This window comes from Cytophagales bacterium (assembly GCA_033344775.1).
Classification (GTDB): Bacteria; Bacteroidota; Bacteroidia; order Cytophagales; family Cyclobacteriaceae; genus JAWPMT01.
On sequence record JAWPMT010000005.1, the window covers coordinates 1,762,177 to 1,779,363 of the forward strand.

General features: G+C 43.4%; 15 protein-coding genes. 11 read left to right on the plus strand and 4 right to left on the minus strand.

The genetic code is table 11. The features are described from left to right. The first annotated feature begins 111 nt into the window (after positions 1 to 111). From R8G66_25140 to R8G66_25175, 8 genes are all read left to right on the plus strand, one after another. Positions 112 to 822, plus strand: coding sequence for a DUF547 domain-containing protein (locus R8G66_25140; protein MDW3195687.1), 711 nt, complete (start codon positions 112 to 114; stop codon positions 820 to 822). A gap of 396 nt (positions 823 to 1,218) precedes the next feature. After that, positions 1,219 to 1,791 (plus strand): collagen-like protein, encoded by a 573-nt coding sequence (locus R8G66_25145; protein ID MDW3195688.1) that lies wholly within the window; start codon positions 1,219 to 1,221, stop codon positions 1,789 to 1,791. Between the two features lie 114 nt (positions 1,792 to 1,905). Further along, the gene (locus R8G66_25150) at positions 1,906 to 2,424 is read left to right on the plus strand and encodes an NUDIX domain-containing protein (protein MDW3195689.1); all 519 of its coding nucleotides are present in this window, start codon (positions 1,906 to 1,908) and stop codon (positions 2,422 to 2,424) included. Positions 2,425 to 2,529: 105 nt separating this feature from the next. Beyond that, on the plus strand, positions 2,530 to 3,459 hold the full coding sequence (locus R8G66_25155; GenBank protein MDW3195690.1) for a DUF2961 domain-containing protein: 930 nt from the start codon (positions 2,530 to 2,532) through the stop codon (positions 3,457 to 3,459). A gap of 24 nt (positions 3,460 to 3,483) precedes the next feature. Further along, positions 3,484 to 3,816: a hypothetical protein gene (locus tag R8G66_25160; protein MDW3195691.1), complete on the plus strand. Its 333-nt coding sequence runs from the start codon at positions 3,484 to 3,486 to the stop codon at positions 3,814 to 3,816. A gap of 18 nt (positions 3,817 to 3,834) precedes the next feature. Continuing rightward, complete coding sequence (locus R8G66_25165; GenBank protein ID MDW3195692.1) at positions 3,835 to 4,131, plus strand: antibiotic biosynthesis monooxygenase; 297 nt, start codon at positions 3,835 to 3,837, stop codon at positions 4,129 to 4,131. Between the two features lie 3 nt (positions 4,132 to 4,134). Beyond that, complete coding sequence (locus R8G66_25170) at positions 4,135 to 4,908, plus strand: nucleotidyltransferase domain-containing protein (protein ID MDW3195693.1); 774 nt, start codon at positions 4,135 to 4,137, stop codon at positions 4,906 to 4,908. A 57-nt stretch (positions 4,909 to 4,965) separates the two neighbouring features. Then, entirely contained in the window at positions 4,966 to 5,877 is a 912-nt protein-coding gene (locus R8G66_25175) for a hypothetical protein (GenBank protein MDW3195694.1), read from the plus strand. A 170-nt stretch (positions 5,878 to 6,047) separates the two neighbouring features. Here the strand turns inward: R8G66_25175 and R8G66_25180 are convergent, their stop codons facing one another. After that, positions 6,048 to 6,422: a hypothetical protein gene (locus tag R8G66_25180; protein MDW3195695.1), complete on the minus strand. Its 375-nt coding sequence runs from the start codon at positions 6,420 to 6,422 to the stop codon at positions 6,048 to 6,050. A 29-nt stretch (positions 6,423 to 6,451) separates the two neighbouring features. Further along, positions 6,452 to 7,228: a hypothetical protein gene (locus R8G66_25185; GenBank protein ID MDW3195696.1), complete on the minus strand. Its 777-nt coding sequence runs from the start codon at positions 7,226 to 7,228 to the stop codon at positions 6,452 to 6,454. 173 nt (positions 7,229 to 7,401) lie between these two features. Here R8G66_25185 and R8G66_25190 point away from each other — a divergent pair, with 173 nt between their 5' ends. After that, complete coding sequence (locus R8G66_25190; protein ID MDW3195697.1) at positions 7,402 to 8,130, plus strand: aspartyl/asparaginyl beta-hydroxylase domain-containing protein; 729 nt, start codon at positions 7,402 to 7,404, stop codon at positions 8,128 to 8,130. A gap of 77 nt (positions 8,131 to 8,207) precedes the next feature. Here R8G66_25190 and R8G66_25195 read toward each other — a convergent pair whose 3' ends face one another. Continuing rightward, positions 8,208 to 10,604 (minus strand): TonB-dependent receptor, encoded by a 2,397-nt coding sequence (locus tag R8G66_25195; protein ID MDW3195698.1) that lies wholly within the window; start codon positions 10,602 to 10,604, stop codon positions 8,208 to 8,210. Between the two features lie 279 nt (positions 10,605 to 10,883). On the opposite strand from R8G66_25195, the gene R8G66_25200 reads away from it, so the two are divergent. Then, positions 10,884 to 11,927: a histidine kinase gene (locus R8G66_25200; GenBank protein ID MDW3195699.1), complete on the plus strand. Its 1,044-nt coding sequence runs from the start codon at positions 10,884 to 10,886 to the stop codon at positions 11,925 to 11,927. Next, positions 11,928 to 12,692 carry a LytTR family DNA-binding domain-containing protein gene (locus R8G66_25205; GenBank protein ID MDW3195700.1) on the plus strand — a complete coding sequence of 255 codons (765 nt, stop codon included), beginning with the start codon at positions 11,928 to 11,930 and terminating at the stop codon, positions 12,690 to 12,692. It begins immediately after the preceding gene. 281 nt (positions 12,693 to 12,973) lie between these two features. Here R8G66_25205 and R8G66_25210 read toward each other — a convergent pair whose 3' ends face one another. Then, positions 12,974 to 17,185 (minus strand): CHAT domain-containing protein, encoded by a 4,212-nt coding sequence (locus R8G66_25210; GenBank protein ID MDW3195701.1) that lies wholly within the window; start codon positions 17,183 to 17,185, stop codon positions 12,974 to 12,976. Between the last annotated feature and the right edge of the window lie 2 nt (positions 17,186 to 17,187).

Here is a 17,187-nt window from a genome sequence, read left to right on the forward strand (position 1 = left end):
CTAGCTGACACTTCCTACTGAAAAATCACACATATGCCAATTTTTTAGTAAGAATGCTCAACCTTATCAGGTGTTATCCTGTAGTCTACTTTAACCTAAGATCGACCAGACATGAGAACGCTATTCTTTGCCTTAATCTTATCCCCATTCTTCGCAGCTGCTCAACCTGATTTTTTTTCAATTGCTAACCAATTCTTCAAGCAACGCATGGTCAACAACCGCTTGAATTATCAATTGATCAAGGATGATTCGCAACAATTAGATTCATTGGTTCAAATGATCGCATCAATGGATGCTGATACGCTCTCAGAAAATGAATTCCTGGCTTTTTACATCAATGCGTACAACCTGTTGGTGATTAAAGGTGTGGTGGATCGCTACCCATTGAACAACATGCAAGATATTGAGGGGTTTTTCTCAGAACTTAAATTTCAAGTAGCTGGTGAGCAAATTACCCTGGATGAAATCGAATTTAAGAAGATATTTGAGAAAAAGGCGGATCCACGGTTCCATTTTGTGCTCAATTGTGGAGCATACAGCTGTCCTACCCTTTCCAATGAAGCCATGTTACCGGATGAGATAGAAGACCAGCTGAATTTTGCCATTCAGATCGTGATGGACAGGGATGATTATGTATTGATCGATCATGATTCGCGATCTGTTTATGTGAGCAAAATCTTCGATTGGTATCGGGATGATTTTACGAAAACCAGCACTATTCGACAATTCATCAATGAACATCGCTTTGTTTCCATCCCACAAGCCTATGATATCAAGTACATGGAATACGACTGGCGTTTGAATGACTCCAATTCACAGTAATTGTGGATAATCCTGTGCATAAGTGAATTCCACGTGGATTACAGGTGGATTGCCTGTTAGTTCCTGTGTACATCTTCCGGAGTAAAGTGGATAAGTACATTTTTCCGTGGATAATTACTAAAGTTGACAATAGCCAAAGAAATCATGTGAATCTGGCCAGGGTCTCGAGATAGAATTAGCTTATCGACCGAAGTTCAGCATTAAAAACGGCCCGAAATCACTCCTCAAAAAAGCTCAATGACATTTTTTTACATGAAAATTTTTAAGAAGATTAAGTAACTGATCTACAAGCATTTAAATCCCTAAAAACAGAACAATAACTGCTGTACTTTTTTCCTCTCCTCAAAAATTGGAACGGACTTTGAATAGATGAGGGCAGGATCAAAAACTACAGATATGAAAACTTTTACTAAAATCTTATTCGTTCTTTTATTACTTGGTCTGTTCTCCTGCTACGACGAAACCGTAGTGGTCGAAGGCCCTCAAGGACCACAAGGAATTCCCGGTGCTACAGGAGCTGCTGGCGAGAGTGGATACGTCTTTGAGTTCAGCGATATTGATTTTGTCGCTCCGGAGTATGAAGTTTTTCTTCCTTTCCCAAATGATTTTGAGGTATTGACCTCCGATGTGGTACTGGTCTACTTGCTTTGGGATGTGCAAGACATAGATGGCATCCCAACAGAAGTTTGGCGTCCATTGCCACAGACGGTATTCACATTTGATGGTACCCTGCAGTACAACTTTGATTTCACACTATTGGATACTCGCTTGTTCCTGGATGCCAACTATCCTTTGGATTGGCTGGAAGCCCGTGACACGGATCAATGGATTGCCCGAGTGGTGGTGGCACCTGGTAACTTCTGGGGTTCAGGCCGACTGGGAATTGTGCCTTCTTACGAAGAAGTAAAAACCACGTTAGGATTACCTGAATTGGACACCAAACGTACCATAGGAATCGATAGACGATAAATAAAACCTTACAACAACAGTTTAGAAAGCCATGACGACAGTCGTGGCTTTCTTTGTCTAATTCATTGACTTTTGCACTTCTACAATCAACGATTGTAGCTGAATTGTACACTTATGGAAGAATGGGACCTCTACGATCGAGAAAGACTCAATACAGGAAAAACAGTCAGGAAAGGAGAACGGTTTAATTCCGAAGAATTCCATTTGGTGGTCCATGTTTGCATGATCAACGCAAGTGATGAAATGTTGATACAACAAAGACAACCATTCAAAGAAGGATGGCCAAACATGTGGGACCTGACCGTTGGTGGAGGTGCCTGCAAAGGCGAAAGCAGTCATCAGGCAGCAGAACGGGAGCTATTTGAGGAGGTTGGATATCAAGCTGAGCTAAACCATACAAGACCTATTTTTACCATCAACTTTGAAAGGGGCTTTGATGACTACTATGTGATCGAAGCCAACCCGGATTTGAGCCAACTTCGATTACAGGAATCTGAAGTTCAAGCCGTAAAATGGGCATCCAAATCCGAAATCCTGAAGCTCATTGATGATGGCGATTTTATTCCATATCATCATAGTGTAATCAACATGATTTTTGATACGAGAAAAGTATTCGGGGCGCATGCCAGATAAAACTTCTCTCTATCACGCTTGATTCCCGAAAAGCAACAAGAATCCTATAAATTGAAGCCCATCACAGGGGTATCATTCAACACATCAACAATCTAAACTATTTCCATGGAGCCAATATTCAATTACAAGGCAAATGCCCAATTCAAAGGAATTTGGGAGTCTAAAATTGTCAAAGGTCAAACCACTGAAATTTTCTCTGAGATTCACGGCCCTGGGATCGTACAGCACTTCTGGCTGACGACTTTTCCCGTGAATCGAGAGGTGGATTTAGCGCTGGCCAATGATTTAGTGCTTAATATCTATTGGGACCATTGTGATCACCCAGCAGTATCTGTACCGCTGGCAGACTTTTTCTGTCAACCTCTCAAGCTCCAATTGATCAACAATCATTTCTTCAGATCTACGAATGATCAATTGCTGTTTACAACGACCATACCCATGCCTTTCCTTGAAATGGCCCGATTTGAATTAATCAACCAATCTGAAAGGGAAATCGAATTGTTTTTTGGAATTGATGTGGAGTTCAAAACCTTAATCAGGGAAGCGATGTATTTACACGCGCATTGGCAAAAAACCAACGACCTACAGACTGGACAGTCATTCAATATCCTGCCCAGCATAACAGGAATGGGAAGATATCTAGGCACTCACATGGCCGTCCAACAAAACAACGTTTTGAAAAATTGGCCCTGGTACACCCGACCAATTACCGTCCGATTAGATGCAAAATCAGCAGAAGATTTACCAAGCTTATACATCAAAACGATCGATGACTTTTTTGGATCCGGGTGGTGGGATCGTGAAGTACCTCACAATACCTACATGTTCCCACATGTGGGAAGGTCGTTGATCGAATTGGATGATAATGATCACCTTTCCACTGTTATGTATCGCTACCATGTTCAGGAAGCCTTGTGGTTTCATGAAAGCATTTCGGTCGAGATCGGCTTTAACTGGAATTGGGGCAACCAACAGATCGGTAAAGGAGACTGGGCTACTACTGCGTTCTTTTATCTGAGAGCTCCGGGGCATTAGATCTCTCATAACACCAAACTAAGAATGGAAAGTTGGCAAGAAGATCGAATATGGCTATGGCTGATCGCTGCTTCAAAACGGCATCCTGATGATCAATGGATGTATTTCATTGACCTTGAAACAAAGGTACTTTTGCTTGAAAAGCATAAAAACAGCGAGTTATTGGTGAATGACAGATACTATGAATATCCTCCCTTGGATGACAGCTTCCCACTACTCCAAGATCCGAACGCGCATGTTTTTAGTGATAAGCAAGAAGACATTGAAAAAATGAACGATAGCTACCGGAGGATGAAGTATGCCGAGAAGGTTCTCGCAGATATTGGATTGGCATTCGAGGAACTAAAGGTAGTTTGAACCACAAATCATAAAACCATGATCAGAGTCATTTATAAATGGAAGGTCGTTCCTGAAAATTTTGAAGCTTTTCATAATACCTGGAGCGCCACAACCAATCGCATTCACGAATCAGTGAAAGGGGCGCAAGGCAGTTTCTTATTGCGTTCTGTAGAAAACGAAACAGAAGTACTCACGATCGCGAAATGGGATTCTTTAGAAGATTGGAAAAGCTTTTTCGCAAACCAGAACCCGGAATCCATGCAAGACATGCGAAAATTAGGGGAGCGTATCGCAGTAGAAGCGTACGAGGAAATTGAAGATCACACGAAGTAAAGTATGGATAAACTGATCAAAACTGAACTCCTGCGACTCGAAAAAGAGCAGCAAATCAAGATCTTGTACGCCGTAGAGTCTGGTAGTCGTGCCTGGGGGTTTGCCTCAAAAGACAGTGACTGGGACGTCCGATTCTTATATGTGCACCACCCTAATTGGTATTTATCCATTGACGACAAGAAGGACAGCATGGAAGTCATGCTTCCCAATGACCTGGATTTTGCCGGATGGGAGCTTCGTAAAACACTTAAGCTGTTTCGCAAGTCCAATCCACCGTTGTTAGAGTGGCTCAGGAGTCCGTTGATCTATATGGAACAGTTTTCTACAGCTGCGCAGATGCGTGAACTTTCCAACGAATATTTCAACCCGAAATCATGTTTGTACCATTACCTCCACATGGCTCGGGGGAACTTCAAAGCCTACATGCAAGGAGATCTGGTCAAAATGAAAAAGTATTTCTACGTATTGCGACCTTTGTTGGCCTGCAAATGGATTGAACAACATGAAACAATCGCTCCAATGGAATTTGAAGTATTGGTTGAATCACATGTCAAAAGTGAAGCCTTAAAAAAAGAGATCGACCAGCTTTTGGAACGTAAAAAGCGTGGTGATGAAATGGACCTGGCACCGCGCATAGATGTCATTCATGAGTTTCTTGACTTTGAAATCCAGCGGCTCACGGAATTATTGGAAGGATATGACATTCACATGACGCCTGACACAGAAAAACTAAATGTTCTTTTCCGTGACGCTTTGAATGAAGTTTGGAGCAGTTAAAGCTATCTCATTCATTTTGTGCGGGTTCTTTGATATAATTTTCCTTAATTAGGATTTATGAAGGATAAAATCGGAGTAGGTCTATTCATTGAAGTCGCCACATTAATATTTATCATTTTTATCGCCAGAGGCCAGGGAGTCAGTAAGGCTGAATTCTGGGAAAACTTCAACATCGGCACTGAAAAACTTGACATTCACTATCATGTCATTGGTTACGCTGGATTTAACGTAAATGGCACAGATGTAAGCACATGGCTCAAGGATAGCACCGTGGATACCAGCATCAAATACGACATCAATAGTATGCTGGACTCCCTCGCACTCAAAAAAATAGGTGGAGAGATTTTTTACAAAGGTGCTCAGGATACCTTGATCGCTGATTCGGAGATCAAGCATTTGGATGAACTAAAAGAACTGTTTACTCCGACGATCATCTTCAATGATTCGATCAGAACTTATTACAGAAACTTCCCCATCACTGTCCATCGCTACTATCCAGCAGATAAATTTAAGATCACACCCTTGTTGAAATCCAGAGACAAACCGTATTATTTCGACTTAGACTGGATCGACGACTTAACCGAAGAGAATATCGTCAACATTGATGAACTATCCGGGTTTACCAATATTGATCGCCTCGAAACACTGATCAAACTAGCCGAACCTGTTCTTGAGGAAAACGAGCACACGTTGGAGCTGACCTGGCGGAAGGGCTCCGAATCCCACTCCTATGGCAAAAACTATCTGGGTGGTGGTATCAGTCTCTACAAAATCAACAACCAAAAAGGGAAAGAGATCTATTACGCCGATTACTTATTTGACGGACTGGAATGGACCAGGGATGAATACGGTGAAGAAGTCGTTGACGAACGTTTCAACATTTGGTACCACAACTGGGTGTTTTGGGCATTTGCCATTGCTATTTCTATCAGTATCATTCGTCGGTTTCTGATTTGGAATAGCCTGTGACAAGATGCAATTTGAGAGAGCAGCTCAATAAGAAGTGGAAAATGAGATTTGCCCTGCTGTAGAGTCAAAGAGCAAATACGTTAAGTAGCTTAATCCCATTCAGGGTATTGAAAAATTCAATCCCTAATGATCGGAAACGACGCCAATTGATCTCCGGAAACTGAAAATTCCTAGGCTTCGGCATATCGATTTTTCACAATTTGCAGATCATGATCTTCAACAAACCAAACCACTACCGACTCATATTCTTGTCGATCCTGAGGAGCCAATGCTTTAAAAACACGGTTGCCCAGTTCTTCTACCATGGACTGTTCTTCGCCAATCTGCATCGGTAGCTCTCCGGTGGTAATCAACTCGACATTAAGGGTTTTCTTATCATCTTCTATGCACTGAAATACCTGATAGGATTCGAACCCATGGCTCTCACTCGTGTTTTGTAAATAGTCTTTGGTCAATTCATTAAGCTGGATTCTTTTTTTTCCTTCTTCTGGTCCATTCCAATTGAAGAAAAGGATAGCGATTAAGCCAATGATCAGACGTTGCATATTGTGTTGTTTATTTCCTGTAAGATAGCTCATTGCATGACGATCGGCCATTCAAAATCTTGCTGCCATGGCGTTGCAACGTAATCTCCGGATTCCGTCACTGAAAAATGAACCAGGTATTCGCCCGCTTCTTTCGGCGTAAACTGTACCATCATCACATGGCCGATTTGATTGGTCTTGAGATCAACGGGCACCTTTCTACCTGCTTTGGTAAGGTAGAAGTTTTCGTAGGCAAAAGTTGCATGGTCCCATAGCGATCGATCTCCATTCGGAAAAATGGCCATTTCGTAAAGCTCACCAGCGACTGCCCCATTGGTTTGTACAGTCATGGGGCTTGGAAAACAACAATCGACTATGCCGAGTTGCCGGGACCAATGCTCTACCAAAGAATACTCGATATAAGTCAACTCAGCTACTAATAGCTCTTGTGTTTGGGCATCCTGATCTTTACTATTCAAATATGCATCGACCCGAACAAAAGACTGGTCCAGGCCCAAATCATCTTTGATTTGAATTTTCAAAGCAACTAATCTGGATACGTAAACTTTCACTGCAGTCAGATCTCTATGATCCAGGTCTTTCCTGGAGTCCGCCAATTGCTTCAAAAGAGCGGTTAATTCTTCATTATTTCTACCGCGTTGCTCATCGGTCCAGATCGCTGTATTGAGTTGAAGGTCTACGTTCTTCCTCATGGACTCATTGGTCAGCCGAAGGGTTTGTATCAGGTTAGTCGGTCCTTCTGAAGTTTTTGTACAAGAACACATCATGAAAATGACCAGTAGGAAAAGAATAGAAGAATTTCTCATGAGATTATGATTTGCTCGTGCTTACTTAACGAAAATATGAAAACAAATTGCAACGAAAAGCATCAATGCCATAATGGTGCACCCCTATGATCATTTGAACACTTTTTCGTGCGACCAAACCACAAGTTCCATTATATTCACTCGAAGGAATACATCCATACAAGCACACCACCATGGACAAGCAGCAATCGATCAACGCCTATTTCAAAATGCCCTTTCAATTTGATGGCGACAAGCTTCAAGCAGATCTGACTACATGTGAAACCTATGAGTTTCAAGGCAATTACATCCCGGAAAACTACGATGGAGATAAATACATCCTACCACTTCGATCGGTGGAAGGCAAAATGGATCATGTCGTGGCTACACAGGGCGCTACGAATCAATTCAAAAACACCGAAGCACTGGAACAAAGCCCTTACTTTCAGGAAGTCATAGATCATTTTCAATGTGACAAAGAATCCGTTCGATTGATGAGCCTACCGGGTGGGGCCGTGATCAACAAGCACATTGATCGGCTAAGTGGGTATGAAGATGGTTTTTTCAGAATTCACGTACCGGTCAAAACCAATGATCAAACGCATTTTATCCTGGAAGACAATCCCATCCACATGGGTGTTGGAGAAGCCTGGTACACCAACATCAACCTTCCACATGGCGTGGAAAACAAAGGAACATCCGCACGGGTCCATCTGGTGATCGATTGTATCCGCAATGAATGGTCGGACGAATTGTTTGAGTCACTGGGGTATGATTTTGAAGAAGAAGCCCGATTAAAACAGCCAGTATATACGAAGGAAATGCTCGTTCAGATGATTGAAAATTTGTCATTAATAGGCAATGAGGCCTCCGAAGCATTGATTGCTGATTTCAAGCAGCAGCTAGAACAGCTCGACTCCTGAATCAATAAGAGCTTAAAAAATTAAGCCCGGAACCAGGGGCTCCGGACTTTCACTAACACCGCCTAAATAACTGGTTCTTAAAACTGAATTCTGTACAACACATCGGGGAAAAAACCGATCTGTTCTACACTGTTGATCTCGTCAGTCACTTCCTTGTATCTTCTCACGAACTCATTGGTACGATTGGTCACGTTTTGCAAGTCCACGAAGAATTGGTGGGAAACTTTCTTCGTTGCACTGTTCAAACGCACCCCAAATTTGAGATCCCATCGGAAGTAATCTTCGTAGCGTTCGCTGAAGGCAATGTTATCCATGCGTACTTCGCGTCCGGCATTTGCTCTGGTACCATCCAAATCGATTGGCGTAAATGTGTTCCCTCCTGCCGTGGTAAGCTTCGTATCAAAAGTCCAGGCATGTCTTCCATTAGGGCCAAATTTCCACTCTTTACCCGCCAGGAAGTTGACAATGTAATTGTTGTTATAGGCCGTACTTCGTTCAATGCCGTCACTGCCTTCATAAGTAGACTCATACAGTGATGTTGTGAACAAGGCATAATAGCCCCGGCTGAAGAATTTCTCAACGGTCAGCTCGATCCCGTAATTGGTACCGGTCCCTTCGTTGACCAATGAGCCCTTCTCGTCGAAGATGAAATCTGATCCCTGATTCACAATGGAATAACTGCTTGGAGTAGATTCAACCGGAATATCGAACAGGCCCTGGTAATACACTTCCGCTTTCACTCTCCAGTCGGTGCCAAAATTTCGATCATATCCCAGCACCAAGTGATGACTCTGCATGAATCCAATGTCGCTATTGGTTCTTTCAAAAGTCTCCGGAGCAATCTCTTCTTCGAAAAACAGGATTGGAGAGGGAGCAGCTTGTGCATGTAGACCGTATGCAAAGCTCAAACGCTGCACCTCGTCTAATTGCCAGCTCAGCCCAAATCTTGGTTCAAAAGAAGCTTTGTCCGTGAAGCTGTGGTACTGGCTATGAAAGCCCAATGTCGCATTGAAATCATCTGTGAATTTATATTCACCCTGAATGAAGCCCTGGGTCAGCGAATACACATCCTGAATGTCCCGCTGCAATAAGAATCGATCCGGTACTCCATCATTGTCTACATCTGGCAAGTCCACACGGTTATCACGATCTTCGGTAAAGAAATTCACGTCGTAAATCTCTACCAGACCTCCAGTCCTGAAACTGAAACGGGCATTGACTTTCTGATTGAACGTGGAACTTAGGGTGTATCGATTCTCACGATTGCTGGCATTTGTGGCTCGAAATTTACGCTCAATGTTACCATCTGCACTTCTGACTAAATTATCCTGACGATAGTCATTGAAAGTCGTGGACAGTCCCAGAGTGGTCTTGAGATAACCTGCTTTTCCAATTCTCAAGGTATTGCTCACCCCAAATAACCCCAGGTCATTGTCCACAAAAGCATCCTGATCAGGGTTGGCAAAAAGATCATTCTCATCGGTATCTTCTCCCTGGAATTCTATGTTGCTCAGTCCTCCAAGGCCAAATAACTCAAATCGACCTGCTTTGGTCTCGCCGAGATTTACTTTGAATGAAAAGTCCTGATAAAAGGGAATGGCGCTGGTTCCTGTCGCTGCCAGGCTGGCGATACCATAACGATAAGAGGCCACAAAAGAGCTGTTTCTTTCCCGGTCGATTGGCCCTTCTGCCATGAACTCCAGCCCGCTAAAAGCACTCATTTGTCCCGTAAATTCAAACTCATCGGGGTTACCATTTCGGAAGTTCACATCAAACACCGCCGCATTGGCATTGCCATATTCAGCAGGAAAAGCACTGGTCAGAAAGTCTGAAGTTCTCAACAGATTTGTATTCAAGGCATTCACCGGCCCACCAGTTGTTCCTAAAGTAGCAAAGTGGTTAGTCGTGGCTACAGGGATTCCTTCTACGCGCCATAGCAACCCTACAGGAGAATTACCACGAACCACAATATCATTCCGTGAATCATTGGGGGCACTTACTCCTGCAAAAGAAGTTGCCAGCCTTGCTACATCATTTCTACCTCCTGAAAATCGAGTGACTTCCTCTAGACTGAAGGTCCGGGCACTTACTTTGGCCAGTTCATTGATCGGAAGGTCTTTGTCGGCATCTGCCGTGATGACAATTTCTTTAAGACTTTCTACTGATTCTTCCAGTTGCACATTCAGCACTACCTGTTTCCCGGCGGTCACTAAAACGTTCGGTAGTGTGATGCTTTTGTAGCCTATATACTGAACGGCAAAATTATGCCGTCCCACAGGCACTCCTTTCATTTCGAAGTTGCCTTCTATGTCCGTTACCGCCCCGATGACCGGATCCGAACCTACTAACAAGATGGTTGCTCCGATCAATGGGTAGTCACCTTGCAGGTCGTTGATTTGCCCCTTTACCACCTGGGTTTGCGCGAGTAGTGTATGTGCGAGCAGGATAAGGGAAATTGCTAGTACTGATTTCAAATCTATTGAGTTCATAGTAATTGGTAGATTGTGAATTTCGATGGTGAAACTAGTGGGCTACCATCCTTATTAATAGATGAATCCTATTGAACTCAGGAATGACTATCTTGAAGCTTCAAATTGTCCATTTGAATCGTTTTAGGGCAGTTTTTGGGGATGTTTAGACTTTGACAGGTGTAATTCAGGGTTTCATCCCGATTTTTTCGGGTTTCACCATCAGATGAACATCCTGCAGGGGTACAAATACATAGTTTTAGGTATGATTTTACTGTGCTTGATATGAAGTTGAAACTGACAGAACCGATCATTCGGTGGGTTGGCATTCCCATTGTGGCTTACATTGCCAATCAAGTCATGGCGCACTTGGAAGATAGGCCAGCAGGGATCGTCTACCTGATTTCCCTTGGCTTCACTGCTTTATATTGGAATGGGGCCTGTTATATTATTTTTTACTTCAGGAGAAGATTCCCCGAAATTAATCGAACCAAGAAGCGTTTGATTCACACTGCAATATTCATCATGATATGGATGTCAATCGGAGGCATCCCACTGAAACTTCTTGTAGGGGTTAAAGAATTTCAAGATATCCTTCAACCTTCTGAACACACACAATTCCTTCCTTTCAATTTTGTAGCCGCCATCATCATTACGTTGGGCTATGAAGCAGCTTATTTCTTTGACAAGTGGCAGGTAACTTTCCGCCAGAATGAGGAATTGAAAAATCAACAGATCCGTACGCAGTTCGAAGTACTACAAAATCAAATGAGTCCGCACTTCTTGTTTAACAGTTTGAACGCCTTAACCACGCTGATCGCGGAGAATCAGGATACTGCCATAGAATTCACACAAAAGCTATCCGAAGTTTATCGATACATTCTCCAAACCAAAGACAAGGAACTGGTACGCCTATCGGAAGAAATCGAATTTTCAAAAGCTTATCTCTTTCTTTTGCAGATGCGCTATCCCGAGAACCTGGCCACGGAATTTTCAATCGAGCATCAATACATGGATCAGTACGTGGCACCATTGACCATTCAAATGCTCATTGAAAATGCCATCAAACACAATGTGATTTCTAAGACACATCCACTAAAGATTGAGATATATGTGGAGAACGGGCTTTCTGTGGTCGTAAAAAATAACCTGCAAATCAAAAAGACGATTGAAAAATCAACCAAGACCGGGTTGGCCAACATCAAAAAGCGCTACCAGTTCCTGGGGAATCGCGAAATTGACATCATCACTACCGCTCATAACTATATGGTGGCCATTCCGCTCATCAATGTGATGCGGGAGGAAGACTACAAACTAGCCAGTGCTTAAATGAAAGTATTGATCATTGAGGATGAAGCGCCTGCATTCCGAAGGTTGCAGAAAATACTTGAGGAAACTGATCCTGACATTGATATCGTAGAAGTGATCGATAGCGTGGAGGATTCTGTCAAATGGTTTCGACATCATGAGCACCCGCACCTTGTTTTCATGGACATTCAGCTCAGCGATGGCATCAGCTTCGAGATCTTTGATCAGGTCAAAGTCACGGCTCCAGTCATTTTCACTACTGCTTTTGATGAGTACATGCTGAAAGCGTTCAAAGTGAATAGCATCGATTATTTACTCAAACCTATTCGTCAGGAAGAATTGGCCAAGAGCCTGGAAAAATATCAGGAGTTGCGTCAAAGCTTCAGTGGCGAAGGACAGGTCAATATTTCTGAATTGGTTAAGGAAATCAGATTGGACGACAAGAAATTCAAATCCCGATTTTTGGCTAAGCAAGGGGATAAACTGATCTCAATCGAGACGGAAAGCATCGCTTATTTTCACAGCCGCCATGGTGTGGTACACTTGGTCACATTAGAGAACAAAAAATTCATTTTGGATCACACATTAGATGAAGTTTCTCAAGAAATCGATCCGGAAAAATTCTATCGTGCCAATCGACAATTCATCGTGCGGTTCAAAGCCATTGCGATGGTACACCGCTATCACAAAGGAAAACTACTGGTAGAAATGTCTCCTAAAACCGATGAGGAGATCATTGTAAGTGCCGAGAAAGCGAGTTCTTTTAAAGGCTGGTTGGATCAGTAATGGATCAAACAGGTTATAAGCCTGAATTTATCTCGAAGTTTAAATTAGCCATTAGGAGATTTAAGCTAGGTCTAGTGAATTTCCAAATCCCCCACCCTGCGGACACCCTTCAAGGATGAATCAATTCGATAATAATATTATGCTGAGAAAAGTGAATACCAACCGATCAGGTTCCCTTATGATCAAAATCATTACAAACAAATCAAATACTATAAATCCAGGGAATGACGATCGGTTGATAAGTGGATACTCTTCAGTAAGATCGCCTTTCAAGATTAAACTCAATCCAACCCAATCATGATAAAAGGTCCCCAGTACAAGGGGTCTCCGAATTCATTTCGGATCTCTTTTTTCGCGTCGATGAAGGCTTGTCTTTTGTCTCCCGTTTCAATCCATTTGCGGTAAAACTTCACCATCAACTGCTGGGTAGCATCATCCGCTACTTTGAACAGGCTCATGATGATGGTTTTAGCACCTGCCACCATGAAGGCACGTTGCAATCCATACACACCTTCTCCGGCCTCAATCTCACCCAGTCCCGTTTCACAGGCTGATAGCACCACGAGATCCGTTTGATCCAGGTTCAGGTTCATGGCTTCATAAGCGGTCAAAATACCATTGTCAATGTTGTAGTTGAACTTGGTTTCATTGAGAATGTCGCCTGCTCCGGAAAGCAACAAGCCCGTTTTCAACAATGGATTGTCATACGCTGCATTAGCTCGTAATTCATTGTCCAACGCACTAGCTGTAGCCGTTTCACTTTGGAAGAACCCATGCGTCGCAATGTGAAAGATCTTGGGACTGGAAATGGACTTGATGGCTTGCTCGCTGGCGTTGAGCTCAGTATAATCATTGATCTCCCAACCTCGATCTCCAAGATATTCTTTGAGTTCTACAATCTCTTTCTTGGTTCCAGGCAACTCACTGATCACTTCGGCTGTGGCACGAGTCAAACCTGAATTAGCAGCGGGTCTACCCGGCTGAGTGTCCACATAAAATTTCGGATTTCCAAACAGCATGGCGACCTGATTGGTCGGTTGAACATCTACGGGATCCTCCTCCTTCGGCTGCTGCAAAAAGAGGTCTTTGGTATTGCTGAGTAAGATGATGTTCGAATTATCCAACACATACCGCCCATCTGGCGTCGGGAGTGCCTCTACATTGATCTGGTTATACACGCCATCAGGTGACAAGTACAACCTCGAAACCGTACCTAATTCACTTTGGATAGGTGCCCAGAATTGATCATAGGAAAACTTATCCTTCAATTTGAACTTGATGCTGTTACGGTAGTACTTCAGGTATTTCTTCTCAAGCTCCGCTCCATTGGGTAACAAAATGACTTGTGGAGTGGAACGCTTTTCTCCAGTCACATATAACATTGCGTACATGACTGAATCGGTAAACGTATGATCAAACACCCTGAACCTTACCATTTCCATAGCCACTTCCTGTTCCTTCAGTGAGGAGCGAACGTTCTTCCAGGTGATCGCTTTATTTTCCAATCCCTGACCAAAAATCTCGGATTTCAGACTCAGCTCTTTTTCCAACAATTCTACTTCATTGGTCAAAGCAGATTGATTGATCCCATTTTCCGCCAGTTGCTGCGGCCCCATTGAAAGAGCAGCGGTCAACATTTCCTTTTTACTCACCCAATTGGCGTAGGCCTGCTTCAATTCCTCATCGTCGCTATTATTGATCCGCTGCCGAATCTTGATCGAGGAGTTCAAAAGCAATGCTTTGGTCAGCAGCGCATTGTTAAATAATTCTCCGAGGTACTTGCTGTTCCTGTTTTTGCTCACCACCAGCGTGTTATAAAATTCATAATCTGATTTGATGGTGTTCCAAAACTTGGTTTTTTCTCGCTCTGACAGTGCCGGGAAGTAATTGGCAATAAAATCCTGATAGTTACTTAGAACAGATTCCATCTGCTGTTGTGACTTTCGCCAATCTCCTTGCATGAAGTACGTTTTCGACAATTTGGATTGTACTTTCACAAATTCAGGATGACTATCACTAAAGAACTTCTCGAACTGCTTTTTGGCATCTTCATAGAATCGTTCTGCACGGTTGTAACGCTTTTGGCGATAGTAGATATCTCCTTTCAACATGTTGATCGTTGCGGCGTTGATGTTGTTTCTGCGACCAATCTTTGCGCTCCAGATTCGTCCCGCATCATCAAGGAAACTGAAAGCAATGTTATACTGCTCGGCGGCGATGTTCACAATCGCCAGGTTCTTAAGAATTTCCGCATAAGTTGGATTAGACGCCCCTAACTTCGCGCCAATGATCGTTTCTGCCTGAGTAAAAAGGTCCTGAACCTGCTCAAGGGAAGCTCCCTGATAATACTTGACCAGCGCCAGATCGGAGATGGACTTGGCCACATCGACATGCTCCGCACCAAATTGTTTCTTTTGAATAGCAATGGCATTGACCAGCAGGGCTTCCGCTTTGTCATAATCGCCGATCGTGCTGTATACCTCAGCCAGCCGAATCATGGAAAGTACCACCTTTGTAGATTCATCACCGAAAATTGCGCGCGATAATCCATTGGCCCTTCGTCCCAGGTTTTCCGCCTCTGTATAATCACCCTGCTTCAGTAATAATTCCGAACGCAGCACCAGTGGCTCATTCAATTGGCGACTATCTGCTCCGAATTGTGACTCCTTTTCCTCCAGGGTATACTCAAGAATTTCATCTGCTTCGACCAGCCGACCCAATTTGATATAAAGCCCCGCCAAATCCACATAGGAAGTCACAGCGGTTTCAACCGTCAATGCGCCATCTTCCTGCAGCTTATATGACTTATCCAGGTTGTCCTCTGCTTCATCGTAAAGTCCCTTGATCGCAAAAAGTTTAGCTTGCGTGATCAGCGCCAAAGACTCGGCGGTCTTGGCTTCACGGGTCTTTAATTCATCGAAGATTGCGAGTGCTCCATTGATGTTTTCTTCTGCTTTTTCGTAAGCCCCGATTTTGATTTGCAGGCCAGCGATCTGTTTCAACTCATTGCCATAGGCTATGTCTTTGTTATCGTACTTTTTGCGAGCAGTCAACAAGGCTTCATCCAAAACCTCGCTGGCTTTGCGATAATCATCTGTCTCCTGATAGTAGGTCGCCAAATGATTTAAAATATCGAGATAAGCCACATGGCCAGCCATGATCTCCGGCTGAACAATCTGTTCAAAACTCTCTTCGTACGCTGCTTTGGCTTCATCGAATTTATCCGAATAATCAATCCAGAAATTAGCAATATCGATCTTGGTCAGGTGGTATTCGGGAGATTCTGCCCCATACAAGTACCATTTGATCTGCAGGACTTCATTCAGATAAGTCTCGGTATTTTTTACCGATCCCTGTAATAAGGCCACCTGATTAGTAAGTTCCAGTAATTGGATGCGATACGAATGATTTTGAGGTATACTGGATTCTTCTAATAACTCATTGAGTATTTCCACAAGAAACTCGACATCCTCATTGATCAAACTGTAATTCAGTCGAATCAGATCATCTGCCAACCGGTAAACACTTGCCCGAGGATAGTCTTTGGAAATGGTCTTTTTGAACTCCGCAGAAACTACTTTAAGCTTACTTCCATTGCCATTTTCATAGTACGCTTTCATCAAGCTTTCACGAATGGCCATCAAGAGTTGATGTGAATTCGCATATTTCCGACCCGCTTTCAGGTAAATGTCCTCAAAGCGCTTGGCTTGAGCTTCCACACTCAACCCGTTTTCTTCTAGTAGTTGGGTATTCAGGTATTGATTTTCCGCATAGAGAATGTGGGTTTTTCCTAATTCTCGCTCAATCCATTGTTCATTGTAGACAAATGCCGAATCTGACCGCAGATAGTCCCCCATTTTCCGCAAAGCATTGGCCTTGGCAATGAGGATCCCAGCGTAAGCCGCTCTGGGCTCTTCATCTTTTTTACCCGCGCGCAATACCCGATCACTAAAGAAATCCGTCAGGCTATCTACTACGTTAATGGCTTCACGGTAATACCCCCTACCCGTAAGCACTTGCGCCCGCAAAACATCTAGTTCAGCCAGAAAGCTTTCAGGTACATCACCTGTTTCTGCTACGGTACTGCGGGAATCCCGGATGTAATCATCCGCCTTGCGAAAATTTCCATAAACTACCAGGATCTTGGCTGCCTCTTTCAGCAGATACGCTCGTTCCGCTGGGTTATTTGTATTGACTTGCTCACTGAGTGTGATGGCTTCTTCTACACCAGACTCCACCTCGACGAGTAGCCCCAAGCCGAGGTTATACTGCGCTTTTCGAAGCAAGGTACTCGCTAGTATCGGGCTATTTTCTCCCAATTTCTTCCGAACCTTCTTCTCGATTTTATCAATTCCTTTCCTGGCCTTGGCATAATCACCATAAGCATAGTAGGCATCCAGTTTGGCGAATGATTTTTCCCAATTCTGAGCAGAAAGGGGTAACGAGCCGATGACCAATATGGCGATCAGCAAGCTTTTGGCGAGGCTCAGCATGA